Here is a 25,972-nt window from a genome sequence, read left to right on the forward strand (position 1 = left end):
ATCGCTCAGTATGCCGCTTTCCGACCGGACACGGCAACGCCTGTGAACGACTTGTCATTCCCCTTTGACAAATCCGCCGTCATCGCCCATATCACCCTTAACTGAACCGCCTGCGCGACATTCGCGTGGGCGGTTTTGCGTTTCAACGGCTTGAATTCTGCAATTCATTCGCAACCGCAGGGGAACGATATGAGTGACAATGGCGATCTTACGGTTCGGAAGCTGGCGATGTGGGGGATTCCGCTGTCGCTCGGTGTCATGGGCCTGAAGATGGTGGCTTGGTGGGTGACCGGATCGGTGGCGCTGCTGTCCGACGGGCTCGAATCCTCGGTCAACGTCGTTGCCGCCTTCGTCGCCTTCTTCGTCATCCGCTATGCGCAGAAGCCTGCCGATCACGACCATCCCTTCGGCCATCACAAGGCGGAATATCTGTCTGCCGTCACCGAAGGCGTGCTGATCGTCGTCGCTGCCCTGCTGATCGTCACCGAGGCGATCGGTTATCTCGCCGAGCCGCGCATGCTGGATGCACCCGTCCTCGGCCTTGCGATCAATTTCGCGGCCGGCGTCATCAACGCGATCTGGGCGCGGTTGCTGATCCGCACTGGGCGCAGGCATCGCTCGGCGGCACTGATGGCGGACGGTCAGCATATCATGTCCGATGTGGTGACCTCCATCGGCGTGCTCGTCGGCCTGCTGCTGGCGCTGGCGACAGGTTATGCGATCTTCGACCCGGTGCTTGCCATCCTCGTTGCCGTCAACATCTTGTATCAGGGCTGGAAGGTGATCTCGCAATCGATCGGCGGGCTGATGGACCAGGCGGTCGAGCCACAGGAAGAGGAGGCGATCAAGCAGGCGATCGCCACCCATGCGGCGGGCTCCATCGGCGTGCATGACCTGAAGACGAGGCGGGCGGGCACCGTCACCTTCATCGATTTTCACATGGTGGTGCCCGGCGGGATGTCCGTGCGACAGGCGCATGATATATGCGATCGCCTTGAGGATGCCATCAGGGCAGTGCACGAGGGCGCCACTATCGCAATTCACGTGGAGCCCGAGGGCGAAAAGGCTCACGGCATCCGCGTCAAAGTCGTCAAGGAGGCATGATGCCGAGTACCGATGTTTCCAGCCTGTCGATGCTGGGTCAGCAAACCGAAACCGCGCAATCGCCGGAGGAGGCGGTGCTTGAAAAAGTGCCGTCCAACCATGCCGGTACCGACTACGTTGTGCGCTTCACCGCGCCGGAATTCACCTCGCTCTGCCCGATGACCGGGCAGCCGGATTTCGCCCATATCGTCATCGACTACATTCCGGGCGAATGGCTGGTGGAATCGAAATCGCTGAAGCTCTTCCTGCATTCCTTCCGCAATCACGGCGCTTTCCACGAGGATTGTTCGATCTACATCGCCAAGCGCATCGTCGAGCTGCTCGATCCCCGGTGGCTGAGGATAGGCGCCTATTGGTATCCGCGCGGAGGCATTCCGATCGACGTCTTCTGGCAGACGGGCAGGCCGCCGGAAGGCGTGTGGCTGCCGGAGCAGGGTGTTGCCACCTATCGCGGGCGTGGGTGAGCCGCGGTCGGGCAAAGCCCGAGCAATCGATCCAGTGAATCGATTGCAGCGGCGAACGCCCTGAGCCCAAGCGAAGGGCCGGGCAACAGCGCGGCATGTAAAACCAACTGGCGCCGTTCCTTGGCCCTTAAACCTCAAGCATCAGTGACGTCGTTGCCGGACGAATCGTCAACATAATCGTCGTCGCCATCGTCGTAGTCGGCCTGCTGCACGTTGGCGTCCTTGTCGTCACTTGCGTTGTCCGAGGCCTGGCGGGTGTCGTCGTTGCCGTAATAATTGTTGATGACGGTTTCTTCGGTCGGCGCACTGGCATTGCCGAAGGGGTTGGCGCCGAAGGGCGAGCCCCAGCCGAGCGAGGACATGTGGTTGCCGAAGATGCCGCTCAGCGAATTGGCAAGCAGCATGCCTCCGGCAACGCCCGCTGCCGTGCCGAGCGCGCCGCGCAGGAAGCTGCCGCCGGCCGATGGCGCATAGGCCTGCTGGCTCCAGGGGCCGGACGGCTGTTGCGGCGGCTGGCGGGCATCACGGTCGTAGCCACGGGGCTCGTCATAACCGCGGGAGGCCTGGCCCCATGGGCCGGGGTTGGAGGGGACAGGCGCGGGCTGCTGGGTCTGCGTATTGCCGAAGATCGAGCTCAGGAAGCCGCCGCCCTGTTCGGCCTGGTGGTGTTCACTGGCGCCGGCTTCCAGCTGGCGGATATGCTCTTCGAGTTCCTTGATATGATTGGCGGCCGCCTCCAGCCCCTTTTCCTGAACGATGACGGCCTGGGCCAGATAATAGGTGGCCGATGGCTGTTCGCGCGTTGCCTGGTCGATCAGCGCTTCAGCCTCGCGGTCGCGCGGTGTGGCCGCGGCGGTGCGCACGCGGTCGAAGAGGGCGGTCAGCAGTTGGCGTTCTTCCGGTGACATGTCCTGTCTCCTAATGATCTAGAGCGCCGCGCGTCCGATAGGACGCGCTAAGGACGCTCTATCAATTTAAAACTGCGCATAATCCTTTCCGACAATCGATTCCGATTTCGGGGTTATGCGCTGGCGGCGTTTGCCGCGTGAGGCTGAGGTAGGAACCGATTTTGGCTTTTCAAAGCCTTTCACCGTTACAATTCAGTAAGGCTTGCAGAACGGCGCGCGGCTTCTTAAGGATATCTGCATCGCTTCGGTGCCTTGTGTTTTTCCCGCATTGTTTTAGGCATTGAGTCGCACTATGTGCGAGGAACCCGAATTCATCTCCAAGAGGTTCGAATGAACGACGAAGACCAGGACGACAAGACGAAGGAACTGCCGCTCGGCAAGGAAACGGAGGCGAATCTTTTCAAGTCGCGTTCGATCTTCATCTACGGACCGATCAATCAGGAATTGGCGCAGAAGGTCTGCTCGCAGCTGGTGGCGCTTGCCGCAGCCAGTGACGAGGACATCCGCATCTATGTCAATTCGCCCGGTGGCCACGTCGAATCCGGCGATTCCATCCATGACATGATCAAGTTCATCAAGCCGAAGGTCTGGATGATCGGCACGGGCTGGGTCGCCTCGGCCGGCGCGCTGATCTATGTCGCGGTTCCGAAAGAGCGGCGCCTGTGCCTGCCGAACACGCGCTTCCTGCTGCACCAGCCCTCCGGCGGCACGCGCGGCATGGCATCCGACATCGAGATCCAGGCGCGCGAGATCATCAAGATGAATGAGCGCCTGAACAGGATCATGGCGGCGGCCACCGGCCAGCCGCTCGACAAGATCGCCAAGGATACGGATCGCGACTACTGGCTTTCTGCCGAAGAGGCGAAGGACTATGGCCTCGTTTCGCGGGTTGTGACGTCGCAGTCCGACATCTGAGCTTTCTCAGCCAAAAGCTGCCAAGAAGCCGCCCTTGCCTGCCGATCGCAGGCGAGGGCGTTTTATCTTCGGCTGGTTTGAATGAAGACGGTTATCCGCAAGGGTTGAACGGAAAGCGCTGATTCCGGACTTGCGCCTGCGGCAGCCATCATGCTCCATGCGTCACTCCTGCAGCCCACGAGTCCGCCATGCTCAAAGATTTTTCCGTCCAGGCCCTGTTCATGGGGCTGCTGACTGCCTTCGTCGGTTCCGCCAGCTCTTTTGCCGTTGTGCTGCACGGGCTGCAGGCGGTCGGCGCCACGGATGCTCAGGCGGCTTCGGGCTTGATGGCGTTGTCGATTTCCATGGGCATCTGCGCGATCGTGCTGAGCGCCGTGACCCGATTGCCGATCAGCATTGCCTGGTCGACGCCGGGCGCCGCACTGCTGGCAAGCACCGGGGCTATCGAGGGCGGCTTCAATGCGGCGGTCGGGGCATTCCTTATCTGTGCTGTATTGATCATCGTCGCGGGGCTTTTCAAGCCGCTCGGTCGGGCGGTGGCCGCCATTCCGGCGCCGCTCGCCAATGCGATGCTCGCCGGCGTGCTGATCGGCCTCTGCTTCGCGCCGGTGAAGGCAATCGGCTTCAATCCGCTGTTCGGCCTGCCGATCGTTGTCGCCTGGATCGTCGTCGGCGCCTTCAAGCGGCTCTGGGCGGTGCCGGCGGCACTCGCAGCCTTCGCGCTGGTGCTCGCCTTCGGCGTCGATATCCCCGAGGGTGCGCTCAGATCGCTGGAACAATCGCTGGTGCCGACGGCGGAGATCGTCCGGCCGGTGTTCAATCTTGCCGGCCTCGTCTCGATCGCGCTGCCGCTTTTCATCGTCACCATGGCCTCACAGAATATCCCGGGTATCGCGGTCCTGAAGGTCAATCACTACGATCCCAAGCCCGGTCCGCTCTTTGCCGTCACCGGCTTCTTCTCGCTGCTGTCGGCGCCATTCGGTGGCCACGCCGTCAATCTGGCGGCAATCACCGCGGCGATGTGTGCCGGGCAGGATGCCCATACCGATCCGAAGCGGCGCTATTGGGCGTCGCTGATCGCCGGCGTCGGTTATGTCATCCTCGGGCTGCTCGCCGGCGCGGTAACGGCCTTCGTCGCGCTCGCGCCTTCGATCCTGATCGAGGCGGTGGCGGGGCTGGCCCTGGTCGGCGCCTTCTCGTCCTCGGCAATGTCGGCGTTCCAGGTGCCGGATTCGCGCGAGGCGGCGGCGATCACCTTCCTCGTCACCGCCTCCGGCGTTTCCTTCGGCGGCATATCAGGCGCCTTCTGGGGCCTGATCGCGGGCGGGCTGATGCTCGCCCTGTCCCGGCTAGTGAAGATTTGGAAAGACCGGGCCTCGTCGAGATAGCGGAAGGTCGTTGTGCCTGAGGGCTTGCCAGTTCCACTGCCCGAGGTTATAAGCGCGGCCATGAAGACCACTGGCGCCAAGATTTCCAACAGCATTGCACGCGGCCGCATCGCCCTGCGTGACAATACGCGCGCCCTGACCTCGCTTCTTCTCCTCGGCCTTACGCGCGGTTGCCGGGTCCTTTGAGGAGCGCCCGGCGGCCGAAAGCCCGCCCGGCCATCGCTCCTCGCGACTCACTTTCAAAATTGACCTAACGACCGACAAAGGTCCGCATTTGTTTATCGCCAAGCCCGACACGATCGGCTAAGAGGCGGGGCAAATGCCGGGACGAGGAGACGATACGATGGACGCGAAGACGCAATCCTCCCAGAACAAGACCACCCCCGCAAAAGGCATGCCTGACGCCGCGGTGAAATACCGGGCCTATCCGCAGGTAAACATTCCCGACCGCACATGGCCGACGAAGACCATTACCAAGGCGCCGGTCTGGTGCTCGGTCGACCTGCGCGACGGCAACCAGGCGCTGGTCGATCCGATGGGCCACGACCGCAAGGCGCGCATGTTCCAACTGCTGCTCGATATGGGTTTCAAGGAAGTCGAGATCGGCTTCCCCTCGGCTTCGCAGACCGACTTCGATTTTGCCCGCTGGTGCGTGGAGGAGGGCAATGTGCCCGCCGACGTCTCCCTGCAGGTGCTGGTGCAATGCCGCCCGGAACTCATCACCCGTACCTTCGAAGCGCTGGAAGGCGCAAACCGGCCGATCGTGCATTTCTATAACTCGACCAGCGAGCTGCAGCGCCGCGTCGTCTTCGCCAAGGATGTGCAGGGCATCAAGCAGATCGCCGTCGATGCCGCCAAGATGATCACCGATATGGCCACCAAGGCCGGCGGCGGCTACCGTTTCGAATATTCGCCAGAGAGCTTCACCGGCACCGAACTCGAGGTGGCGCTGGAAATCTGCAACGGCGTCATCGAGGTCGTCAAACCGACGCCCGATAACAAGTTGATCATCAATCTGCCGTCCACCGTCGAGATGGCGACGCCGAACGTCTATGCCGACCAGATCGAATGGATGTGCCGCAATCTCGACAATCGCGAGAACCTGATCATTTCGCTGCATCCGCATAACGACCGCGGCACGGGCATTGCCGCTGCCGAACTGGCATTGCTGGCAGGCGCCGACCGTGTCGAAGGCACGCTGTTCGGCAATGGCGAGCGCACCGGCAATGTCGACATGGTGACCATGGCGCTGAACATGTTCACCCAGGGCGTCGATCCCGGGATCGACTGCTCGAATATCGAGCGCATCAAGGAAGTGTTCGAATATTCGAACCAGATGGCGATCGGCGAGCGCCATCCTTATGTCGGCGAACTGGTCTATACCGCCTTCTCCGGCTCGCATCAGGATGCGATCAACAAGGGCATGAAGGCAGCACAGGTCGCCAACCATCCCGTATGGGAGGTCCCGTATCTGCCGATCGATCCGCGTGATGTCGGTCGTTCCTACGAGGCGATCATCCGCATCAACTCGCAATCCGGCAAGGGCGGCATTGCCTACATCCTGCAGCAGGATTACGGGCTGAACCTGCCGCGCAACCTGCAGGTCGAGTTCCGCGAGGACATTCAGCGCATTACCGACGTAGAGGGCAAGGAGCTTCCTTCGAAGCGCATTCACGATCGTTTCATCGAGCGCTACGTGACGCAGCCGAGCGCGCGCCTGAAATTCGTCGACCACCACACCTATCCCGATACTGAGCGCAAGGGCCAACGGGTCGTGGCCGCCGAGATCACCGACAATGGCGAGATCAAGCGCATCGAAGGGCGTGGCAACGGCCCGATCGACGGCTTCATCAACGCGCTGTCGCATTATCTCGGCATCGAGATGTCGGTCGAGGACTATTCCGAGCATTCGCTGCAGCACGGCTCGAATGCGGCGGCGATCTCCTATGTCGAGACCTCCTATCCCGGCGGCAAGCTCTTCGGCGCCGGCATCAATACCAACATCGTCGCGGCGTCGCTGGAGGCGATCGTCTCGGCCGCCAACCGTGTGCTCGAGGTGAAGGCCGGCAAGGCCTGATCTCAAAGGAACTCAGGCCGCGATCGTATCGGTGCGGCGCGGTCTGACGATGCAGTCGGCGATATCGCGGGCTTCGTTGCGCGCCTCGGCATGGCGCTGGCCCCATTGGCAGAGCGCCAGCAGCACCGGTTCGAGGCCGAGACCGAGTTCGGTCGCGCTGTATTCGACGCGGGCGGGGATTTCGGTAAAGATCCGGCGCGCAACCAGCCCATGTTCCTCCATTTCGCGCAGCTGCTGGATCAGCACCTTCTGGCTAATGGCAGGCATCATGCGCTTTAGCTCCGAAAGACGCTTCGGGCCGGAGAAGACGTAGTAGAGGATGACCGGCTTCCAGCGCCCTGAAATCACTTTCAGCGCGCGCTCGACCGGCAGCTCGGGGAGTCTTTTCATCGGCTCAGCCATGGTCACCTCCTGGTGGGTATGGCACGAAAGAGTGTGTATTTTTACAGGATATCCTATTGCTAAACCTGCCCCACGCCAAATCAGACGTGAGGTTCATCTGTTATGAAAGCGATCCAATTCACGCGCTTCGGTCCGCCCGAAGTCCTCGAGGTGGTGGAACTGCCGGTTCCCGAGCCGGGGCCGGGTGAGGTTCTCATCCGCGTTCATGCGGCCGGCGTGAATTTCTTCGAGGTACTGGTGCGGGCCGATCGCTATGCCGTATCGCCCGACCTGCCGATGTTTCCCGGTGTCGAGGTCGCGGGTATCATCGAGCGGGCGGGGCCCGGTGCCGATCGCTCGCTCATCGGCACGCGGGTTGCCGTTCCTCTCTTTGCGATCGGCCGCGGTTCGGGCGGTTATGCCGAGTTCGTCGCGGTCGACGGCGGGGCGGTGGTGCCGCTGCCGGATGCTGTCTCCTTCACGATGGCTGTGGCGCTGATGGTGCAGGGACTGACGGCGCTGCATCTCCTGCGCAGCAGCCCCGTCAATGGCAAAATCGTCCTCGTCAATGCGGCAGCCGGCGGTGTCGGCTCGCTGCTGCTGCAGCTTGCAAGACGCGACCGCGCAAAGATGGTGATCGCGGCGGCGAGCAGCGAGGAGAAACGGGCGCTTTCCCTGTCTCTCGGCGCCGATCATGTGGTCGACTATACGGCGCCCCGCTGGCAGGAGGAGGTCAAGGGGCTGAGCGGAGGGCTCGGCGCGGATATCATCTATGAAACCGTCGGCGGCGCGGTTTCAAGGGCGACGCTCGATGCGCTGGCGCCTTGCGGCGAGCTGGTGCTGACGGCGATGGGACGATTCGGGCTTGGGGTCGCCGATATCGAGCGCATGCTTGATCAGAACCAGTCGATCAAGGGATTTTCGCTGTTGCCGCTGCTGACGCTCCAAGCTGTGCCAAAGGATTTTGGCGCGCTCTTCGATCTTGCGGCGACGGGCGCGCTGACGGTTGTCGAAGGCGGTCGCTTCCCACTGCATCGAGCCGCGGAGGCGCATCGCGTCATTGAGGAGCGGAGGGCGGTCGGAAAAGTGGTGTTGACGCCGTCAATCCAAGAAAGCGAGCCCGACGCGATGCCAAAAAACTTGGCCCCTTAAGCACCGTGCGTCCTTTCGGACGCACAAAGGACGCTCTAACAGTTTGAACCGACGCATCGTGCTTTCCGAAAATCGATTCCGATTTTCGGGCGATGCGCTAGATCGCCGTGGCGATCTCCATGGCGAGCTGGCCGAGCGTTGCTTCGGCGGAGGGACCGGCCAGCACATAGGAGGTGCCGGCATTGTGCCAGGTTACCAGGCCGATCTCGTCCTTGATCGTTTCCTTGAAGTCGTCGGTCTCCGGCGGCTGCGCGTCTTTGCGGAAGCAGATGGAGATAACGTCGCCATCGGCGTTGGAATAGACGAGCTGCCCGACAGGGCGGCTGTCGCCGAGGATGACGCGCGCGCCTTGGAAGGTCCAGCCTTCGGCGCTGAGATCGGGCACGCGGAAGGGCACGCCGATCGCGGTCGTCAGCCAGCTGGAGATTTCCTCGGCTTGCGAGGCGGGCACTTCGACGAGGTGACGGGGCTGGCGGATCAGCAGGCGCTGATAGGCGGTGACGTCGCCCAACCAGTCGCTGGTATTGGCCGGCGCCGTGGCGGCGGTCGTGGTGGCGATTTCGTCGGCATCGGGGCTGGTGCCGACGAAATAGCCGATGCCGCAACCGACGACGAAGAGGATCAGAGCGGCGGCCAGCGCCTGCGGGCCGCTCGGCGCCAGTTTCACCTGCGGGCGCGTGGCACGCTGGGCGATCGGCGTCTTCGGCGGCTGCGTGCTCTTGATGGAGCGGACGAGGGCGAGCGGCACCGGCTCCTTCAGGATATCGTCGAGGCGCCGGCGGCCGAAATCGGCACCGTGGCGCAGCTTCTCATGCAGCCGGCGCGCATTCTCGTCGCTTGCCAGACGCTGCTCCAGTTCGTGCCTTTGTTCGGGCGAGACTTCGCCGTCGAGAAGGGCGGTAAGCTGGACTTCGAGCGGCAATTTCCTAAGATCGAGCAAATTCAGTACCTGTGGATCGGGTGGGTGCCGGCAAGCTCGGCAAAGTGCAGCCTTGCGGCGGCGAGCTGCGAAACGACGCTTGCCACTGGGATGCCCATAATGTCGGCCGCCTGCTGGTAGCTGTGGCCTTCGACGTCGACAAGCAGGAACATGCTGGAAACGCCATCCGGCATATCGGCGATCATGTGATGGATGGCGTCGGGATCGACGGCAGCCGAGCGTTCGCGTGCAGCCTCACGAAGATCGGTGACGTTGCCGCGGACGGAAGCCTTCGGCTTGCGCTTGCGGCTGTCGTCAGTCCATTGCTGGCGGGCAAGCGTGTAGATCCAGCTTTCCAGCCGGCCTTCGCCGCTCCATTGATGACCCTTGGCGATGGCGCGCTGACAGACGGCCTGAACGAGTTCGTCGGCCACGGAAACCTCACCCGCGAGCGTGATCGCGAAGCGGCGAAGGCGGGGCAGAAGGCCGACGAGATCACGTCGGAGATCGATGGTCGTTGCGGGTTGACGCATTGTCTATCCAAGAAGCATTCACAATGGTTTCGCGGACGAAGGGATTGCCCTCGGGCGCGAAGCCGACCTTATCGACGCCGGCGATGCATGTGCTTTATGAAACAAGTCTCCTGCACTGCGCAAGCATCCGGTCGTCTTCATCCCTCTTTCCCAAGGGAATTTCGTATTATGGCCCGCCAAGCTTGCGTCAATATGTCTTGTAGCCGTTCAAGCTTTGCAGCAGAGCCCGATAGGCCCAGGTGCCTTCGCCGCCGCGATCACGGATTTCGACGAGCTGAACGCGGGCGCCCTGAATGTCTCCCTGTTCGACCAGCGCCATGCCCATGTAGGAGCGGGCGAGGATGTAATTCTCATCCGCCTGCAGCGCCTTGCGGTAGTAGGACATGCCGAGCTCCATCCGGCCGGCCTTGCGGTTGGCGTAGCCGAGATAGTTCAGGATGCGCGGGTCGTTCTGGTTGCGGGCGAGATTGAGCACGGTGATGGCGTTGTCATATTGGCCGGCATAGGCAAATTCCCGGGCGAATTTATAGAGATCGTCGTCGTTGAAGCTGCTCTTCTTCGGGTTGACGCATTCCTTCTTGGCCTTGTCCCAGACCTTGCCGCCGGTGCAGGTCTTGGTCGTCTGCGTCTTCGGCGGCGGATTGGTGTCATCGTTGTTGTCGCCGACCGCGAAAGCGGCCGTGGCGATGCCGAAGGCAAAGCCGGCGGCGAGCGAAAATCTGGACAGGCGACGGAAAGGAGAAGTCATGGGCGGGCTCCGTTCTCAGGCGATGCTGTTGCTGGAATTGTACGCTTACCATTAAAAATACCAAGAGGGTAAGCAACCTCCACGGCAAATGTCGCGACGATGGTCTGATCTCTTCGCAGATCGATTCAAGTGCGGCACAAACAGAGTCTGGAACTGGTGCTAACGCGCGAAAATATCGGCGCTTTCCGGTATCACCGCGTCGCCGGCCCTGTTGAGGCTGAAACGCTCGCCGCGGAGTTCCCAGGCACCTGGAGAGCCCTCGATGGAGAAGAGGTTATAGGCGGCAGGCGGCTTGATGCTGCCGGGTCCCTGCGACGCCGACGCGATGCCGACGACGGGCACCGGCTGCACCTGGCCGCGCAGCCAGTGCAGCGTGTTCAGGTGCGTATGGCCGTGCAGCACGAGTTCGGCGCCGCCCGTCGAAATTACGGCGGCGAAGCGGCGGATGCCGATCATCCGTTTGTAGAAGGCCGTGGCGCCGCGGATCGGCGGATGGTGGATCATGACGACGCGAAAGAGACCGGCTTCGCCGGCCGCGCGCAACATGTTGACGGTGTCGCGGGCCTGGCGCGCGCCGAAAAAGCCGGAAGCGGCAAAGGGAGGGGTGGCGACCGCCGTCGAGCAACCGACGATCGCGACTTTGTCGCGGATGCGCAGATAGGGGAAGACGTGGCGATCCTCCTGCCATTGCGGCGGGGCGAGATCGCCGCGGACATAATCGTACCAGGCGCGCATTGACTTCTCATAGGCGCCCGGCACATAGGCGTCGTGGTTGCCGGGAACGACCGAGGTGTCGGCGGGATCGCCGAGCGTGCGCAGCCAGGCGGCGGCGGCGCGGATCTCGATGCCGCTCGCCAGATTGACGAGGTCGCCGGTGACGGCCAGGTGATCGGCCTGGCGGGCGCGGATATCCTCAAGCAGCAGATCCAGCGTGCTGCCGAAAAGGTGCTTGCGTCGGTTTCGATGCCAGTTCACAAAGCCGGTTATGCGTTTTGAAAACAGCTCTTGAATGGAAAGGCGGGGCAGCGGTCCGAGGTGGACGTCGGAAATATGCGCGAGCTTGAACATGCTACGAGACATAGACCAGCTTATTGACAAATCAAACACATCCGGCGCGATGAATAGCCGAAACGGAACCATGGTGGATAAAGAGAAGCGCCCCCCTCATATCAGGCTGGCCTTGCGCCTGCTGCATGTTTATTTCTCCTTCGCCCGCGGCATGACGATGGGCGTCAGGGCCGCCTGCTTCGATGCGGACGGCCGGATTTTTCTCGTGCGTCACAGTTATATCGGTGGCTGGCATATGCCGGGCGGCGGACTGGAGCGTAACGAGACGGTAGAAGAAGCGCTGGTCAAGGAGCTACGCGAGGAGGGCAACCTCAGGATCATCGGCAAGCCGGAACTGGTCCAGGTCTACTTCAATACCACGACGACCCGGCGCGACCATGTCGTGTTCTACAGGGCGACCGTCGAGCAGACGGCGCCCCGTCCGCCGGACTGGGAAATCTCCGACAGCGGGTTCTTTTTCCTCGACAGCCTGCCCGAGGGTACGACCGAGGCGACGCATCGCCGCCTCGCCGAGCTTCGGGGCGAGCAGGAGCCCGATCACCGCTGGTAAGAAGTATCAGGCGGCATTTAGCCTGGCGCGGCCATGCGGGCTGTCGAGATCGAGCGCCGGACCGACAGGGACGATGCCGGTCGGATTGATCGTCTTGTGGCTGCGGTAATAATGCTGCTTGATGTGGTGCAGGTTCACCGTCCCGGCAACGCCCGCCGTCTGGTAGAGGTCCCTGAGATAACCGGGTAAGTTGCGGTAATCGGCGATGCGGCGGATGTTGCACTTGAAATGGCCGACATAGACGGGGTCGAAGCGCACCAGCGTGGTGAACAGGCGCCAGTCGGCCTCGGTCAATCTGTTGCCGAAGAGGTAGCGGCCCTTGCCCAAGCGTTCGTCGAGCATGTCGAGCGTTTCGAACAGCTTGCCGACGTTTTCCTCATAGGCCGCCTGGGTTGTGGCAAAACCCGCCTTGTAGACGCCGTTGTTGACGGTGTCGTAGACGGTAGTATTAAGCGCATCGATTTCGGCACGGATATCCTCGGGATAGAAATCGGCCTTCGAGCCGGTCAAGCCGTCGAAAGCGCTATTGAACATCCGGATGATCTCGGCGGATTCGTTGCTGACGATCGTGCCGGTTTTCTTGTCCCAGAGCACGGGAACGGTGACGCGGCCGGAATAGTGCGGATCGGCTCTGACATAGATCTGCCAGAGCGCGGACGCACCGAAGAGCTGGTCGCCGGTGGCGCCGTCGCCGACCTTGAACTCCCAGCCATTCTCCGCCATCAGCGGATCGACGACGGAGACCGAGATCAGCCCTTCGAGCTTCTTCAGCTTGCGGAAGATCAGCGTGCGATGCGCCCAGGGGCAGGCAAGCGAGACATAGAGGTGGTAACGCCCGGCCTCGGCCTTGAAGCCGCCGGCGCCGGAAGGGCCGGCTTCACCGTCCGACGTCACCCAGTTGCGAAACTGCGAGGGCTGCCGCTTGAAATGGCCCTTGCTCTCCTTCGTGTCGTACCAGACGTCATGCCAGACGCCATCCACCAGCATTCCCATGGTGTTCATCCCTTTGATTGCGTGTTGGAACGGAAGATATCGCAGATGGCAGGGCTTTACAGGCGGCAAAGATTGAACAGAGCGTCACGTCGTGCATTTTGCGTTGGACGACGGAAATTTTTCCTGCTATCGGCCTTTTCACGATTTTCGGACCCCTGCTTGATGTTCATTTCCAGAAACCCGCGACGACGCTGATGTTCCCGAACGCCCAAGGCGTGTTCGAGACCCATCAATCTGTCCATCCGGTTTCTGTCATCATGTACAAGCACGATCTCGTCTACCTCACCGAAGACGCGTCCCACGACGCCGCCATCGAACACATCAACGAAGAAGCCTTCGGTCCTGGCCGTTTCACGCGTGCCGCCGCGCGCATCCGCGAGCAGGGGCCGCACGATCTGTCGCTCTCCTTCATCTGCGCCGACGACGGTGAGACGATCGCCTCCGTGCGCATGACGCCGGTGCTGGCAGGCTCCGTGAAGGGGCATCTGCTCGGCCCGCTCGCCGTCCGCCCCTCCCATAAGAATCAGGGCATCGGCCGGGAGCTGGTGCGGATCGCCGTGGAGGCGGCTAGACGCAAGGGCTCGGAAGCCGTCATCCTCGTCGGCGATCCGCCCTATTACGGCCCGCTCGGCTTCGAGAAGGTCGCCTACAACGCGCTGTCCTTCCCTGGCCCCGTCGATCCCGGCCGCGTGCTCGTCGTTCCGATCGCCGAGGGCGTGCACGAACGGCTGAAGGGCATCATCGCCTGGCACGGATGATCAGAGGTTTTTGCGGAGGAAGCTGCGCGTGCGGCCTTCCGGGAAATCCTGAAGCTCCCCGAAAACCTCATAACCCTGACGCAGATAGGCTCGCAGCGCCAGCGGGCTGAAAGTGTCGATCCAGGCGCCGCGGCATCCCCGGGTTCTCGCCTCGTCTTCCGCTTTTGCGAGGATCTCGCCGGCGAGACCGGTGCCGCGCAGCGTGTCGGGAATATAAAGCATCTGGGTGAAGAGCCAGCCCCAGGCGGTAAAGCCGGAAAGACCGCCGGTCACCTTGCCGTCGGTATCGCGGATGAGGACGGCGAGCGGCCGGCGATCCGAGGGGCCGACATCGCCGGTGTTGAAGGCCGAGAGCGCATCGGTGATCGCCGCGAGTTCCTCCGGCGAGGGTGAGGCGGTCAGCTCGAATTCCGGCATGAGATTACCGTCCTTCGCGCCACCACATGGCGCCGAAGGCGAGCAGCAGGATGCCGACGCCGGCGAACCCGGCAAAGAGCGGCAGCGTGTTGATGCCCTTCAAGACCGTCTCGCTGGTCATGCGGATCATCATGCGATCATTGTCGGCGACGCGGACCTGGCCGCGCACCGGCAGGATCGGCGGGACGGAGATCGCGCCATTCGCATTGGCGACCCGGGTGACGAGACCCTTGCTTCTGTCGGCGACCGGCTGCAGCACATCGGTCGTCGAGATCATCGCCTTGAATTCCGGTGCGTCGACGGCGCCGATATGAACAAGCGTCGATAGCTTGCCGTTGCGGATTTCGAAAAGGCCGATCTCGTCCATCCTCTTCTCGGCCTTGTAGAGGCCCGGTTCGGACTGGGTGAGCGGCAGGGTTTCGGTCTTGCCGGAGGGATAACGCACGGTGGCGTTGCCGGGATTGTCGCCGATCGTCTGGCGCGTGACTTCAAGGGTCCGGCCGGAGGCGCGCGCCGTCAGCGCTTCTTCCTCGAGCGCCGGCTCCTTCATCAGCCAATGGGCGATCCGGCGATAGAGCGAAACGTTCGGACCGCCGCCTTCAAAGCCGCGCGCCCAGAGCCAGCCCTGATCGGAAAGCAGCATGGCGACGCGGCCCTGGCCGGCGCGGTTCAGCACCAGCAGCGGATGGTTGTCGGCGCCGAGCATGATCGTTTCGCCCTGCGGCCGGTCGACATCGACGCTGCGGAACCAGCGGCCCCAATGCGGCGGATCCTCGCCCGAACCATCAAGGCCGCGCGTGACGGGATGTTTGCGGCCTTCCTCGGAGAGGCGGGGATAGAAGGCCTTCTCGATCATCTGGCCGGTGGGCGTTGCCGGCAGGACCGAGGAAAGTGGCGTCAGTGCAATGGAATCGGGGCCGGCGTGCTCGGGACCGGCGGCGATCAGCAGCGCGCCGCCATTGTCGACATATTGCGCGATGTAATCGTAATAGAGCAGCGGCAGCACGCCGCGGTGCTGGTAGCGGTCGAAGATGATCAGGTCGAAATCCTTGATCTTGTCGACGAAGAGCTCACGCGTCGGGAAGGCGATCAGCGACAACTCGTTGATCGGCGTGCCGTCCTGTTTTTCCGGCGGACGCAGGATGGTGAAGTGGACGAGATCGACCGACGCGTCCGATTTCAGCAGGTTGCGCCAGGCGCGCTCGCCGGCATGCGGTTCGCCGGAGACAAGCAGGACGCGGAGATTCTGGCGGATGCCGTCGATGACGTGGACGGCGCGGTTGTTGGCGGTGGTGACTTCGCCGGGAAGGGCTGCGACCGAGAATTCGAGCACGTTGCTGCCGCCACCCGGCACCTTGAAGGAGAAGGGCGTATCCTGCCCGGGGGTCGCCTGCAGGGTGGCGATCTCGTCACCGTTCAGCTTCACCGTGACATCGGCTGTGCCGCCGGGGCTCGGGCCGTCGTCGAAGACGCGCAGGATCACCTGCTGCTCCTCGTTGACGATGCCGAAGCGCGGGCCCTTGATGACTTGGATGCGGCGATCGAATTCGTTGGCCTTGCCGGTGACCAGGCCATGGATCGGGGCGTCGAAACCGAGCGCCTGATTGGCGGCTGGAACATCATGGACCTCCCCGTCGGTCAGCATGATGGCGCCGCCGATGCGGGCGGGCGGAACATCGGCGATATTGGCCGACAGGGCGTCGAACAGGCGCGTGGACGGCACGTCGGAATTGACGTCGCCTTCGACATCGACGAAGCGCGGCTCTATCTGCGGGAAGCGAGCGAGCTGTCCCTTCAGCGCCGCAAGCGCGTCGTCGGTCATCTTGACGCGATCGGGCGTCTGCTGGCTCTGGCTGCGATCGACGAGAACAGGCACGATCGTCGACAGCTGATCGCGGTCCTCCTGCAGCAGCACGGGATTGGCAAGCGCAGTCAGCATGGCGAGTGCCGCCAGCGTTCTGATCCAGGCGCCGCGAATGCCGCGCCAGATCGCGAAGGCGGCGATAACAGCGCTGACGACGGCCAGTGCGGCCAGAACCGACCAGGGCAGGAAGGGCGAAAAATCGAAGGTCATCTCATTGTCCTAACCGTTCGAGAAGGTCGGGAACATGGACCTGGTCGGTCTTGTAGTTGCCGGTCAGCATGTACATCATGATGTTGACACCGGAACGGTAGGCATACTCGCGCTGCGTTTCATCGGACGGCACGGTCGGCAGTATCGGTACGCCGTTGTCGTCGATCGCCCAGGCGCCGGCAAAATCATTGCCGGTGATCAGGATCGGCGAAACGCCGTCGGCCGTCGCCGCCGATTTTTCGCTCGGCTCCTGGCCGCCCTGCCGCGCCTCGATCCAGAGGGGGCTGCCGGTATAACGGCCGGGAAAGCTCGAGAGGAGATAGAAGGATTTAGTCAGCACGTGGTCCGATGGCACCGGCTCCAGCGGCGGAATGTCGAGATTGGCGAGGATTGCCTGTAGCCTCTCGCCGTTGGCGCTGACATTGCCGCCATTGTCCAATGCGCTGATCTGGTCGCGCGTATCGAAAAGCACGGTGCCGCCATTGCGCATATAGGCGTCGATGCGGCTGATCGCCGCCGATGACGGCATCGGCGCCGTTGCCGAAACCGGCCAGTAGATGATCGGATAGAAGGACAGCTCGTCTTTGGTGAGATCGATGCCCACCGGCGGCGCCGGCTCCAGCGTCGTGCGGAAAGTCAAAAACTGGGTCAGTCCCTCGAGACCGCGCTCGGAAATATTGTCCACCTCCTGTTCGCCAGTAACGACATAGGCGAGGTGGGTGTTATCGAGCCTCTGCAGGATGAGGTCGTCGCCGGGTTGGGAATCGTTGGCGTGAAGCGTGCCGGGTTGCACGAGGAAGCCGGCGCCGACGGCGACCGCGACCATCGCTGCGGTGCGGACAGCCGGGCGCAATCGTGAGAATGCGCCATTCATGAAGAGAACGATCAGGCTGTCGGCCAAGAGCAGCAGAAAGGCTGCGAAAAAGAGTGCGGGTTTTGCCGACCAGCTTTCGCCGCCGATCAGGCCTTCGCGCACGGCATTGGTCCCGGTTGTGTCGAGCGGCGTCAGTTCGGCGTTCTCGGGCAGCACGTTCAGGGAGGTGAAACCATCCTCCGAGCCATAGAGCCCGGGCGGATTGTCGAAATTCGCGGTCGGTTCGGCTCCGGCCTGCGGAATGAGCGGCCGCGCCGAGCCCGTCTCGGAGACGAGCGTGCCCTTGGCCGTGAGCATGCGGAATGGCGGCAGGGTTTCGGAGACACGCGCATTGCCGCGCGCCTCCGACGTCACGCCGCCCGATCGCGATATCTGCAGGAGGTGACGCAGCATGTCGACGAAGGTACCTGAGATCGGCAGATCGGACCAGGTGGCCTCGGCGGTGACATGAAACAGGACGATCTGGCCGGATGCGATCTGCTTCATCGTGACGAGCGGCGTGCCGTCAGCCAGGCTTGCCCAGGTGCGTTCGGCAAGATCGGGCGTCGGTTCGGCAAGCACCTGTCGCTTGACGACGACATCGGCGGGGCGGGCTATGCCGGCGAAAGGCCCAAAATTCGGAAATTCGGCAAGCGACTGCGGCTCGCTCCAGGACAATGTGCCGCCAAGCGCCCGTTCCCCCTGGCGCAGGATGACGGGAATCAATGGATCGTCGGCGGGGGCAGCCGCCATGCGCGGGCCGGCGAAACGCAGCAGCATGCCGCCATTCGATATCCACCGCGTCAGAGGCTCGTAGGTTTCCTCAGGCAGCCGGCCGATATCGGCCATGATGATGATGGAGGGATTGCTGGCGAGAAGTTTTGGTATCGCGACCGAAAGATCGGAATCGGCGGGCTGGATCAGATCCGCATAGGGCTGCAGTGCCCGTTGGATATAATAGAGCGGCGAGAGCAGCGGTTGGAACTCATCGCCTCCTTCACCCGACAGCAAGACGACGCGGCGGCGCTTGAATGCGTCGTCGAGAAGGTGGACGGCGCCAGCCGTGGCGCCGTTGTCGACGCTGACGCGCGCGAAATCGTTGCGCATCTCGAAGGGGGCGGTGATCGAACTCGTCGCGACGCTCTGGCCGGGACGGAAATCTACCCTGCCGTTGGCAATCGAGCGGCCCTGGGTATCGACGGCGTTCAGCGCCACCGATGCGGCCTGCGAACTGTTGAGCCGCGTGACCTTGACGGTCATGGCATCAGCCGCATTGTTGGCGGCGGTGATCGCGACCGTCCTTGCGGCATCGCCCTCGATCAGGCGGAGATCGACGGGCTGGAGTTCGGCGAGTCTGCGCACCGTGGCGTCGTCGGCCTTGGCAGCGGCGCCGTCGGTGAGGAAGGCGAGGGTGCCGGGCTTGATGCCGTTCAACGCGCCGCGCAGTGCCTGGAAGGCGCGTTCGCGGTCTGGCACCAGCGGTCGCGGTTCGGCGGCGCGCAGCTTGTCTCGGGCGGCGGCGGCGGTGCCGGGCACGGCGTCGTTGGTCGGATCGGCGGTAAAGGTGATCGACACCGGCGTGCCGGCGGATTCGGCGTCGTCTATCAACGCGTCGGCGGTCTGGATGCGGCGCTCCCAGTCGGGTGCCGCTGCCCAGCTGTTGTCGACGAAGAGGACGAGCGGGCCACCCGATGCGAGCGAACTGGTGCGCGGATTGAAAACCGGATCGGCGATCGCAAGGATGATGGCGGCGGCGAGCAGCATGCGCAGCAGCGTCAGCCACCACGGGCTTTGCGCCGGGGTCTCCTCGCGTTTCAGTACGGAAGCGAGGATCTTCAGCGGCGGGAAGACCTCGGTCTTCGGGCGTGGCGGTGTCAGCCGCAGCAGCCACCAGATGACGGGCAGGGCGACGAGCGCGCCGAGAATGGCGGGATAGGCGAAAGCGAAGGGAAGGGCGTTCATAGCTGCCCTCCATGAGTCGCCTTGGCCGGCATGCCGGACAGATACATGTGCACCGCGACCAGCGCCTCGGAAGCAAGATGATCGGTGCGGTGGCTTGCGAAGGTCCAGCCGAGATGGCGCAGCGACTGGCCGAGGCTGTCCCTGCGGGCGAGGTAGGCGTTGCGATAGGCCTCGCGAATGTGTTCGGCGCGGCCGGAAACGAGCTTGGTGCCGCTCTCCGGATCGGTGAATTCGGTGCGGCCGCTATAGGGGAATATCTCTTCGGCGGGATCGGATATCTCGACCACGTGGCCGCGCAGGCCGCGGCGGGCCAGCGGCCCGAGCCGTTCCATGATTGCCGGCGCATCGTCGAGGAAATCGCCGATGAGGACGAGATCGCTCCAACCGCGGATCATCGCCGTTTCCGGCAGACCGCCGGTCAGCGGCGTGTGCATGAGCGCGGATGCGAGGCGTTCGGCCGCGTTGCGGGCGGAGGCGGGTTCCATGATGCCGGGGCAGCCGATGCGCTCGCCGGAGCGGGCGAGGATTTCGGCAAGCGCCAGCATGATGACCAGCGCGCGGCTTTCCTTGGAGACATTGCCGTAGCTCGACTTGTACATCATCGAGGGCGACATGTCGCACCAGAGCCAGATCGTGTGCGCCGCCTCCCATTCGCGTTCGCGCACATAGGTGTGGTCGTCGCGGGCGGAGCGGCGCCAGTCGATGCGCGACAGGCTCTCGCCCTCTGAATAGGGACGGAACTGCCAGAAATTCTCGCCGATGCCGCGCTTGCGGCGGCCATGCCAGCCGGCGATCACCGTGTTGGCGATGCGCTTGGCTTCCACCAGGCAGTCCGGCACCAGGGCGGCCCGCTGCCTGGCGCGGGAAAGGGCATCGCTGCCGGGTGTCGGATTGACGATCTGTCCGATAGATGCCACGCGTCCGGCTTCCTTATCCCTTTGCCTGCTTGACCAGTCCGGCGATGACGTCGCGCACCGACATGCCTTCGGCGCGGGCGGCGAAAGTCAGCGCCATGCGGTGCTGGAGAATGGGTTCGGCGAGCGCGAAAATATCGTCCAGAGACGGTGCGAGACGGCCTTCGTAAAGGGCGCGGGCACGCGCGCAGAGCATCATTGCCTGGCCGGCGCGCGGGCCTGGACCCCAGGCGACGTTCTTGTCGGTCGAGGCATTGCCCTGTCCGGGACGGGCCGAACGCACCAGCGCCAGGATGGCGTCGACAACCGTGTCGCTCACCGGCATCTGGCGCACCAGGGTCTGGATCTCGATCAACCGCTGCGCATCGATGATGGCTTCCGGCCGGGTTTCGCCCAGGCCCGTCGTTTCGAGCAGGATCTGCCGCTCAGCGGCAAGTTCGGGATAGTTGACGTCGACCTGCAGCAGGAAGCGGTCGAGCTGGGCTTCGGGCAGGGGATAGGTGCCTTCCTGCTCGAGCGGGTTCTGGGTGGCGAGCACATGGAAGGGCGCCGGCAGGTCATAGCGCTGGCCGGCGATCGTGATGTGATATTCCTGCATGGATTGCAGAAGAGCCGACTGGGTACGTGGCGAGGCGCGGTTGATCTCGTCGGCCATCAGGAGCTGGGCGAAGACCGGGCCCTTGACGAAACGGAAGGAGCGGCGTCCACTGTCGTCCTGGTCCATCACCTCGGAGCCGAGAATATCCGAGGGCATCAGGTCCGGCGTGAACTGGATGCGGTTGGCGGCAAGGCCGAGCACCTCGCCGAGCGTCGTCACCAGCCTGGTTTTGGCAAGACCGGGAACGCCGACAAGCAGGGCATGGCCACCGGAGAGCACGGCGAGGATGGTGTTTTCGACGACGCTTTCCTGACCGAAGATCACCTTCGAGACTTCCGCGCGGATGGCGGCGATATCGGAGAGCGCCTTTTCGGCGGCGGCGACGATCGCCTTTTCATCGAGGCTGGATTCGGTCTTCATCATACCCACGGGCATCTCCAACGGCTGAAATCATTCGGCAGCGAATCGGCGGACTTATACATGTGCCTCATACCCGATAGAGTTATGGAGATGAGACGGGCTGACAAGTTCGTTGCGAATGACTATCTCGTGACTTCACTTCGTTAAGGACAAACCGGGACGGAAGAATGGCAGCCGAGGAAATCAGCGGACAGGCGGATGCGGCGGGACTTGCCGCACTGATTTCGCGTGCATCTGACGAAAGTGGCGGAGAAAAACGCGGCTTACCGCCGGTCGAGCGGTGGAATCCGCCTTTTTGCGGCGATATCGACATGGAAATCAAGGCCGACGGCACCTGGTTCTACATGGGCACGCCGATCGGTCGGCCGGCGCTGGTGCGGCTGTTTTCGACGGTTTTGAGGAAGGACGATGATAAGAAGACCTATCTCGTAACTCCTGTGGAAAAGGTCGGGATAAGGGTCGTCGACGCGCCTTTCACCGCCGTGGAGATGAGCGTGACGGACCGAGAGGGTCAGCAGGTGCTGACCTTCCGTACCAATGTCGGCGATGTCGTGGAGGCGGGAGGAGACCATCGGCTGCGTTTTGCCATTGCGGACGGCAACGCCGAACTGAAACCCTATCTGCATGTGCGCGGGCGGCTGGAGGCGCTGGTGTCGCGTGCGGTGATGTATGAACTGGTCGCGCTCGGCGAGACTTTCGACGTGGGAGGGCGCGCGATGTTTGCGATCCGCTCCGCGGGCGAGGTCTTCCCGGTCATGCCGGCCGACGAACTGGATGCGCTTTCCCGATGAATGATGCAATTACCCAACGTTATCCGCTGTTCTCAGCAGCCGAATTCCGTCGCCGTGCGCTCAACCAGAATGGCGGGCCGGTCGATCATGCCTGGCGCGATCACGGGGACCATATCCTCAACCCCGATATCGTCGCCGAAGTCGAAACCTTCAAGCTGCGCGACGCCGCCGTGCTGGTGCCCGTCGTCGACGACGGCGAGGAGGCGCAGGTGATCTTCACCAAGCGCACGGCGACGCTGCGCAAACATTCCGGGCAGATCGCCTTTCCCGGCGGTTCGATCGATCCTGCAGATGTCTCGCCCGAAATGGCGGCGATCCGCGAGACGGAAGAGGAGATCGGCCTGGCCGGTTCCTTCGTCGAAACCGTCGGTCGCTTGCCGAATTATCTTGCCTCGACGGGCTTCCGCATCACGCCTGTGCTCGGCGTCGTCACGCCGGGCTTCGCGCTGACGCTGAACCCGACCGAGGTGGACGACGTGTTCGAGGTGCCGCTTTCCTTCCTGATGGATCCTGCCAATCACACCCGCGACAGGCGTGTCATCGACGGGATCGACCGACATTTCTACCGCGTGCCCTATGAAACCAGAATGATCTGGGGCATCACCGCCGGCATCGTCCGCACGCTTTACGAAAGGCTTTATGCATGACCGGCCTTGCCGACCAAGCATGGTTCCGCGACCCGGCACTCGGCCGGATCTTCGCACTTCTCAACGCCGATAGCGGGGAAGGACGGGTGGTCGGCGGCGCGGTGCGCAACAGCCTGATGGACCTGCCGGTCAGCGATGTCGACATCGCCACGACGCTCAGACCGGAGGCGGTGATCGAGCGGGCAGCGGCGGCGGGCATCAAGGCGGTACCAACCGGCCTGCAGCACGGCACAGTGACGCTCGTCATCGACGGCAAACCCTTCGAGGTGACGACGCTTCGCACCGACATCGAGACCGACGGACGCCATGCCAAGGTTGCTTTCAGCACCGACTGGAAGGCAGATGCCGAACGGCGGGATCTGACGATCAACGCGCTTTACGCCGATGCCGACGGCGAGGTGGTGGATCTCGTCGGCGGACTTGCCGACATTAAGACGCGCAACATCCGCTTCATCGGCGATGCCGCAAGGCGTATTGCCGAAGATCATCTGCGCATCCTGCGTTTTTTCCGCTTCTTTGCCTATTACGGGTCAGGACGGCCGGACGCCGAGGGGCTGAAGGCCTGTTCGGCAGCGCGTTCAAAACTGAAGATGCTTTCGGCAGAACGCGTCTGGTCGGAATTGCGAAAGCTGCTCGGTGCTGCCGATCCTGGCCGGGCGCTGCTCTGGATGCGGCAGGTGGCCGTGTTGACGGAAATCCTGCCGGAATCGGAACGATGGGGCATCGATGCGATCCCATCGCTGATCACCACCGAAAAGGCGCTCGGCTGGACGCCCGATCCGTTGCTGCGCCTTGCGGCGATCGTGCCGCCTGACGCGGGGCGCGTGGAGGCGCTTGCGGCCCGGCTCAAGCTCTCGAATGCGGAAGCGGCCACTCTCAAGGCCTGGGCAATGGCAGCGCCCGTCAATGACGAGATGTCGCCGGCCGCCTTCGAAAGGCTGCTTTACCGCAACGGCGCCGACGGCATCACGACGCGGCTGAAGCTGGCGCTTGCGGTGGCACGCGGCAAGGCTGAAGGCGATTTCGACGAAATGGCGCGGTCGGCGCGGCTCAGCAAGCTGCTGGACAAGGCAATGCATTGGAAGAAGCCGCAGTTTCCGCTGAACGGCGGCGACGTGATTTCGGCGGGAGTGGCGTCCGGCCCGCGCGTCGGCGAATTGCTTGCCGGCCTGGAAAACCAGTGGGTGGAGGAAAATTTCGCCTCCGACCGGGCGGAACTGCTCGTCCGGCTGCAGGAACGCGTGCAATAGGCAATCCGGCGTCGCATCCGTCGGATGCGGCGACTTTGGTCGTTGATATCGATACTCGCCCAGCTATTAGGCGGCGGTCGCTTCGTCGCGGATGCGGGCCTTGATGTTATCAACCATGTTTTCGCGTATGGTCGTTTCGCCGTGGGCCGTCTTCAGGTGCTCGACGGCGCGGCGAACCACTTCTGCGTCATTATCCGCCCGGGTGTGCCAAGCGCAGCCGGGAACGAGCGTGCCGCATTCGAAAAGTCGCATGGTTTTCTCCTCTGTCTGAAACGCAACGGCCATCGCGCTTTCACGCGATTGATGAATGTGCGGAGGAGGAGAAGGTTCCGGCCGGCATAAGATGACGACCGGAGAAGGTCTTTCAGTCGGGCATCGCCCAGGCTTTGTAGGTATCCGAAAGCTGGCCGGGCATGTTGCTGTTGGCGGCCGCGGCTTCGTTCTGCAGCTGTTCCGGTGATTTCCCACCGGCCAGTTGCAGCTTGACCTGCTCGATGAAGCAGGACAGCGGCAAATCCGAGCCGCTCTTGGCCCGCAGTTTCTCCGCGATGCGCGTCAAAAACTCGGATGTGTCGATCGTGCGGGATGTTTCCTGGACATCCGTGGACGTAGGCGAGCCACTTTGTATCGTCATGACAATCCTCCTCCGATTGTTACGCACATACATATAAAGTTAGGACGCGCTGAATTTTCGTGAAGGTCTATCAACTCGAATTTATCGATGAGATATCACAGTCTCACGGCCAACGGACGACGGGGGGCAGCGAGGAGAGAATGGATTCCACATTGCCGCCGGTCTTCAAGCCGAAGATCGTGCCGCGATCATACAGCAGATTGAATTCGACGTAGCGGCCCCGGCGGATCAATTGTTCGTCGCGATCGGCCTCTGTCCACAACTTGTTGAAGTTGGAGCGAACGATCTTCGGATAGACCATGGCGAAGGCCCGGCCGACATCGCGCGTGAAGGCGAAATCGGCGTTCCAGCCGCCGGCTTCCTCGCTCGAATGCAGCCAGTCGTAGAAGATGCCGCCGATGCCGCGGGCCTCATTGCGGTGCTTCAGGAAGAAATATTCGTCGCACCAGGCCTTGTAGGCATCGTAATCGGCGACGGCGTGATTGCGGCAGGCGATCTCCATCGCCTTGTGGAAGAGCTGGCTGTCCTCGTCCTCCTGGGTCCGGCGGCGCGACAGCACCGGCGTCAGGTCGGCGCCGCCGCCGAACCAGCGGCTTGATGTGACCACCATGCGGGTGTTCATATGCACGGCGGGAACGTTGGGGTTCACGGGGTGGGCGATCAGCGAGATGCCCGAGGCCCAGAAACGCGGATCATCCTTGGCACCTGGTATCTGCGTCCGGAAATCCGGGGAGAATTCGCCGTGAACGGTGGAGGTGTGGACGCCGACCTTTTCGAAGACGCGGCCTTCCATCATCGACATCCGGCCACCGCCGCCGGCGCCGTTTTCGCGTGACCAGTCCTTGGCGACGAAGCGGCCGGGTTCCTGGTCGGAGAGCGGCCCTTCCAATTCGTCTTCGATGGCTTCGAAGGAGGCGCAGATCGTATCGCGCAATCCCTCGAACCAATTGCGGGCGGCAGCCTTCTTCTCTTCGATATCGTCAGGCAAGCCGATCGGCAGTTCCGGTCTTTCCATTTGCGCCTCCGGCGGTCACATCCGCTGTGGAAGCGACTCGCTCATTCTTGATTGCGCGCCATGATTAGCAGTTGGCGCAGCATCTCGCCAAGCGTGGCCAAGCACGGCTGGGCGCTTCCGAGATTCGACTCGCAAATCAAGTATTTCGATACTACCTTTTCCCAAGAGGTAGGTTAGATGAAAAAAGTTCCAGGACCTCCATCCTTCGATGGGCTGAAGCGCAGGATAGCGAGACATCGGGCGGAAAATCCTCCGCGCAAGAAGGACCATTTCGTGCGTGAGACATATTGCCTCGGCCTCATGGACGCGCGGGCCAAGGCGCGCGAATGGTTCGACGAATATCCGAAAGCCGCCTACTGGACCGAGGTGGAAAGCTGGCGCCAGCTCGACGGCGACCAGATCGAATTCACCATGCGCCGCCTGCCTTCGGCCGACTGAT

At 62.9% G+C, this 25,972-nt stretch carries 27 protein-coding genes and 1 pseudogene; 13 read left to right on the forward strand and 15 right to left on the reverse strand.

The window, feature by feature from the left end; all coding sequences use genetic code 11:
- The first annotated feature begins 189 nt into the window (after positions 1-189).
- Positions 190-1,104 carry a CDF family cation efflux transporter EmfA gene (emfA, locus tag FHX10_RS01630; RefSeq protein ID WP_047611305.1) on the forward strand — a complete coding sequence of 305 codons (915 nt, stop codon included), beginning with the start codon at positions 190-192 and terminating at the stop codon, positions 1,102-1,104.
- On the forward strand, positions 1,104-1,568 hold the full coding sequence (queF, locus tag FHX10_RS01635; protein ID WP_029867919.1) for a preQ(1) synthase: 465 nt from the start codon (positions 1,104-1,106) through the stop codon (positions 1,566-1,568). The genes emfA and queF overlap by 1 nt, the downstream gene beginning before the upstream one ends.
- Positions 1,569-1,702: 134 nt before the next feature.
- On the opposite strand, the gene FHX10_RS01640 is transcribed toward queF, so the two are convergent.
- Positions 1,703-2,476 (reverse strand): DUF2076 domain-containing protein, encoded by a 774-nt coding sequence (locus FHX10_RS01640; RefSeq protein ID WP_029867920.1) that lies wholly within the window; start codon positions 2,474-2,476, stop codon positions 1,703-1,705.
- Between the two features lie 330 nt (positions 2,477-2,806).
- On the opposite strand from FHX10_RS01640, the gene FHX10_RS01645 reads away from it, so the two are divergent.
- The 4 genes from FHX10_RS01645 (at position 2,807) to leuA (ending at position 6,856) form a co-directional block, all read left to right on the forward strand.
- Positions 2,807-3,391, forward strand: coding sequence for an ATP-dependent Clp protease proteolytic subunit (locus FHX10_RS01645; RefSeq protein ID WP_029867921.1), 585 nt, complete (start codon positions 2,807-2,809; stop codon positions 3,389-3,391).
- A 188-nt stretch (positions 3,392-3,579) separates the two neighbouring features.
- Complete coding sequence (locus tag FHX10_RS01650; RefSeq protein ID WP_029867922.1) at positions 3,580-4,779, forward strand: benzoate/H(+) symporter BenE family transporter; 1,200 nt, start codon at positions 3,580-3,582, stop codon at positions 4,777-4,779.
- Between the two features lie 60 nt (positions 4,780-4,839).
- Complete coding sequence (locus FHX10_RS35410) at positions 4,840-4,965, forward strand: hypothetical protein (RefSeq protein ID WP_254959063.1); 126 nt, start codon at positions 4,840-4,842, stop codon at positions 4,963-4,965.
- Positions 4,966-5,122: 157 nt separating this feature from the next.
- Positions 5,123-6,856 (forward strand): 2-isopropylmalate synthase, encoded by a 1,734-nt coding sequence (gene leuA / locus FHX10_RS01655; protein WP_029867923.1) that lies wholly within the window; start codon positions 5,123-5,125, stop codon positions 6,854-6,856.
- Positions 6,857-6,868: 12 nt separating this feature from the next.
- Here the strand turns inward: leuA and FHX10_RS01660 are convergent.
- Positions 6,869-7,355, reverse strand: a pseudogene (locus FHX10_RS01660) (winged helix-turn-helix transcriptional regulator).
- Between the two features lie 5 nt (positions 7,356-7,360).
- On the opposite strand from FHX10_RS01660, the gene FHX10_RS01665 reads away from it, so the two are divergent.
- Positions 7,361-8,389: a zinc-binding alcohol dehydrogenase family protein gene (locus FHX10_RS01665; RefSeq protein ID WP_049813628.1), complete on the forward strand. Its 1,029-nt coding sequence runs from the start codon at positions 7,361-7,363 to the stop codon at positions 8,387-8,389.
- Between the two features lie 97 nt (positions 8,390-8,486).
- Here the strand turns inward: FHX10_RS01665 and FHX10_RS01670 are convergent, their stop codons facing one another.
- The 4 genes from FHX10_RS01670 to FHX10_RS01685 form a co-directional block, all read right to left on the reverse strand.
- Positions 8,487-9,329, reverse strand: coding sequence for an anti-sigma factor family protein (locus FHX10_RS01670; RefSeq protein WP_029867926.1), 843 nt, complete (start codon positions 9,327-9,329; stop codon positions 8,487-8,489).
- Positions 9,330-9,331: 2 nt separating this feature from the next.
- Positions 9,332-9,841, reverse strand: coding sequence for an RNA polymerase sigma factor (locus tag FHX10_RS01675; protein ID WP_029867927.1), 510 nt, complete (start codon positions 9,839-9,841; stop codon positions 9,332-9,334).
- A 187-nt stretch (positions 9,842-10,028) separates the two neighbouring features.
- Positions 10,029-10,589: a tetratricopeptide repeat protein gene (locus tag FHX10_RS01680; RefSeq protein WP_029867928.1), complete on the reverse strand. Its 561-nt coding sequence runs from the start codon at positions 10,587-10,589 to the stop codon at positions 10,029-10,031.
- A 159-nt stretch (positions 10,590-10,748) separates the two neighbouring features.
- The gene (locus tag FHX10_RS01685; protein ID WP_029867929.1) at positions 10,749-11,657 is read right to left on the reverse strand and encodes a metallophosphoesterase family protein; all 909 of its coding nucleotides are present in this window, start codon (positions 11,655-11,657) and stop codon (positions 10,749-10,751) included.
- A 70-nt stretch (positions 11,658-11,727) separates the two neighbouring features.
- Here FHX10_RS01685 and FHX10_RS01690 point away from each other — a divergent pair, with 70 nt between their 5' ends.
- The gene (locus FHX10_RS01690; RefSeq protein ID WP_029867931.1) at positions 11,728-12,207 is read left to right on the forward strand and encodes an NUDIX domain-containing protein; all 480 of its coding nucleotides are present in this window, start codon (positions 11,728-11,730) and stop codon (positions 12,205-12,207) included.
- Positions 12,208-12,213: 6 nt separating this feature from the next.
- Here FHX10_RS01690 and FHX10_RS01695 read toward each other — a convergent pair whose 3' ends face one another.
- Complete coding sequence (locus FHX10_RS01695; protein WP_029867932.1) at positions 12,214-13,200, reverse strand: glutathione S-transferase family protein; 987 nt, start codon at positions 13,198-13,200, stop codon at positions 12,214-12,216.
- 194 nt (positions 13,201-13,394) lie between these two features.
- Here FHX10_RS01695 and FHX10_RS01700 point away from each other — a divergent pair, with 194 nt between their 5' ends.
- Positions 13,395-13,958, forward strand: coding sequence for a GNAT family N-acetyltransferase (locus tag FHX10_RS01700; protein WP_080759849.1), 564 nt, complete (start codon positions 13,395-13,397; stop codon positions 13,956-13,958).
- Here FHX10_RS01700 and FHX10_RS01705 read toward each other — a convergent pair whose 3' ends face one another.
- Genes FHX10_RS01705 through FHX10_RS01725 form a run of 5 tightly spaced genes read right to left on the reverse strand, consistent with a single transcriptional unit; the run spans position 13,959 to position 21,205 of the window.
- Positions 13,959-14,375 carry a GNAT family N-acetyltransferase gene (locus FHX10_RS01705; protein ID WP_029867935.1) on the reverse strand — a complete coding sequence of 139 codons (417 nt, stop codon included), beginning with the start codon at positions 14,373-14,375 and terminating at the stop codon, positions 13,959-13,961.
- 4 nt (positions 14,376-14,379) lie between these two features.
- Complete coding sequence (locus tag FHX10_RS01710; RefSeq protein WP_029867936.1) at positions 14,380-16,449, reverse strand: membrane protein; 2,070 nt, start codon at positions 16,447-16,449, stop codon at positions 14,380-14,382.
- A gap of 1 nt (position 16,450) precedes the next feature.
- Positions 16,451-19,264, reverse strand: coding sequence for a DUF4159 domain-containing protein (locus FHX10_RS01715; RefSeq protein ID WP_029867937.1), 2,814 nt, complete (start codon positions 19,262-19,264; stop codon positions 16,451-16,453).
- Positions 19,261-20,181, reverse strand: a complete 921-nt coding sequence (locus FHX10_RS01720) for a DUF58 domain-containing protein (protein WP_029867938.1) — start codon at positions 20,179-20,181, stop codon at positions 19,261-19,263. The genes FHX10_RS01715 and FHX10_RS01720 overlap by 4 nt, the downstream gene beginning before the upstream one ends.
- Positions 20,182-20,194: 13 nt before the next feature.
- Positions 20,195-21,205 carry an AAA family ATPase gene (locus tag FHX10_RS01725; protein ID WP_028757018.1) on the reverse strand — a complete coding sequence of 337 codons (1,011 nt, stop codon included), beginning with the start codon at positions 21,203-21,205 and terminating at the stop codon, positions 20,195-20,197.
- A 158-nt stretch (positions 21,206-21,363) separates the two neighbouring features.
- Between FHX10_RS01725 and FHX10_RS01730 the strand changes: the two genes are divergently transcribed.
- Genes FHX10_RS01730 through FHX10_RS01740 form a run of 3 tightly spaced genes read left to right on the forward strand, consistent with a single transcriptional unit; the run spans position 21,364 to position 23,884 of the window.
- Positions 21,364-21,987 carry a DUF1285 domain-containing protein gene (locus FHX10_RS01730; protein WP_028757008.1) on the forward strand — a complete coding sequence of 208 codons (624 nt, stop codon included), beginning with the start codon at positions 21,364-21,366 and terminating at the stop codon, positions 21,985-21,987.
- Complete coding sequence (locus FHX10_RS01735) at positions 21,984-22,634, forward strand: CoA pyrophosphatase (protein WP_028757009.1); 651 nt, start codon at positions 21,984-21,986, stop codon at positions 22,632-22,634. The genes FHX10_RS01730 and FHX10_RS01735 overlap by 4 nt, the downstream gene beginning before the upstream one ends.
- Positions 22,631-23,884: a CCA tRNA nucleotidyltransferase gene (locus FHX10_RS01740; RefSeq protein ID WP_063474521.1), complete on the forward strand. Its 1,254-nt coding sequence runs from the start codon at positions 22,631-22,633 to the stop codon at positions 23,882-23,884. Before FHX10_RS01735 ends, FHX10_RS01740 begins: the two co-directional genes overlap by 4 nt.
- Positions 23,885-23,950: 66 nt before the next feature.
- Here FHX10_RS01740 and FHX10_RS01745 read toward each other — a convergent pair whose 3' ends face one another.
- The 3 genes from FHX10_RS01745 to hemF all read right to left on the reverse strand — a co-directional run bounded on the left by FHX10_RS01745 (position 23,951) and on the right by hemF (position 25,533).
- Positions 23,951-24,136 (reverse strand): DUF1059 domain-containing protein, encoded by a 186-nt coding sequence (locus FHX10_RS01745; RefSeq protein WP_010029983.1) that lies wholly within the window; start codon positions 24,134-24,136, stop codon positions 23,951-23,953.
- Positions 24,137-24,248: 112 nt separating this feature from the next.
- The gene (locus FHX10_RS01750; protein WP_028757011.1) at positions 24,249-24,518 is read right to left on the reverse strand and encodes a hypothetical protein; all 270 of its coding nucleotides are present in this window, start codon (positions 24,516-24,518) and stop codon (positions 24,249-24,251) included.
- A 103-nt stretch (positions 24,519-24,621) separates the two neighbouring features.
- On the reverse strand, positions 24,622-25,533 hold the full coding sequence (hemF, locus tag FHX10_RS01755; RefSeq protein WP_028757012.1) for an oxygen-dependent coproporphyrinogen oxidase: 912 nt from the start codon (positions 25,531-25,533) through the stop codon (positions 24,622-24,624).
- A gap of 177 nt (positions 25,534-25,710) precedes the next feature.
- Between hemF and FHX10_RS01760 the strand changes: the two genes are divergently transcribed.
- Entirely contained in the window at positions 25,711-25,971 is a 261-nt protein-coding gene (locus FHX10_RS01760; RefSeq protein WP_017965345.1) for a hypothetical protein, read from the forward strand.
- The last annotated feature ends 1 nt before the right edge of the window (position 25,972 follow it).

This window comes from Rhizobium sp. BK591, assembly GCF_014195045.1.
Lineage (GTDB): Bacteria > Pseudomonadota > Alphaproteobacteria > Rhizobiales > Rhizobiaceae > Rhizobium > Rhizobium anhuiense.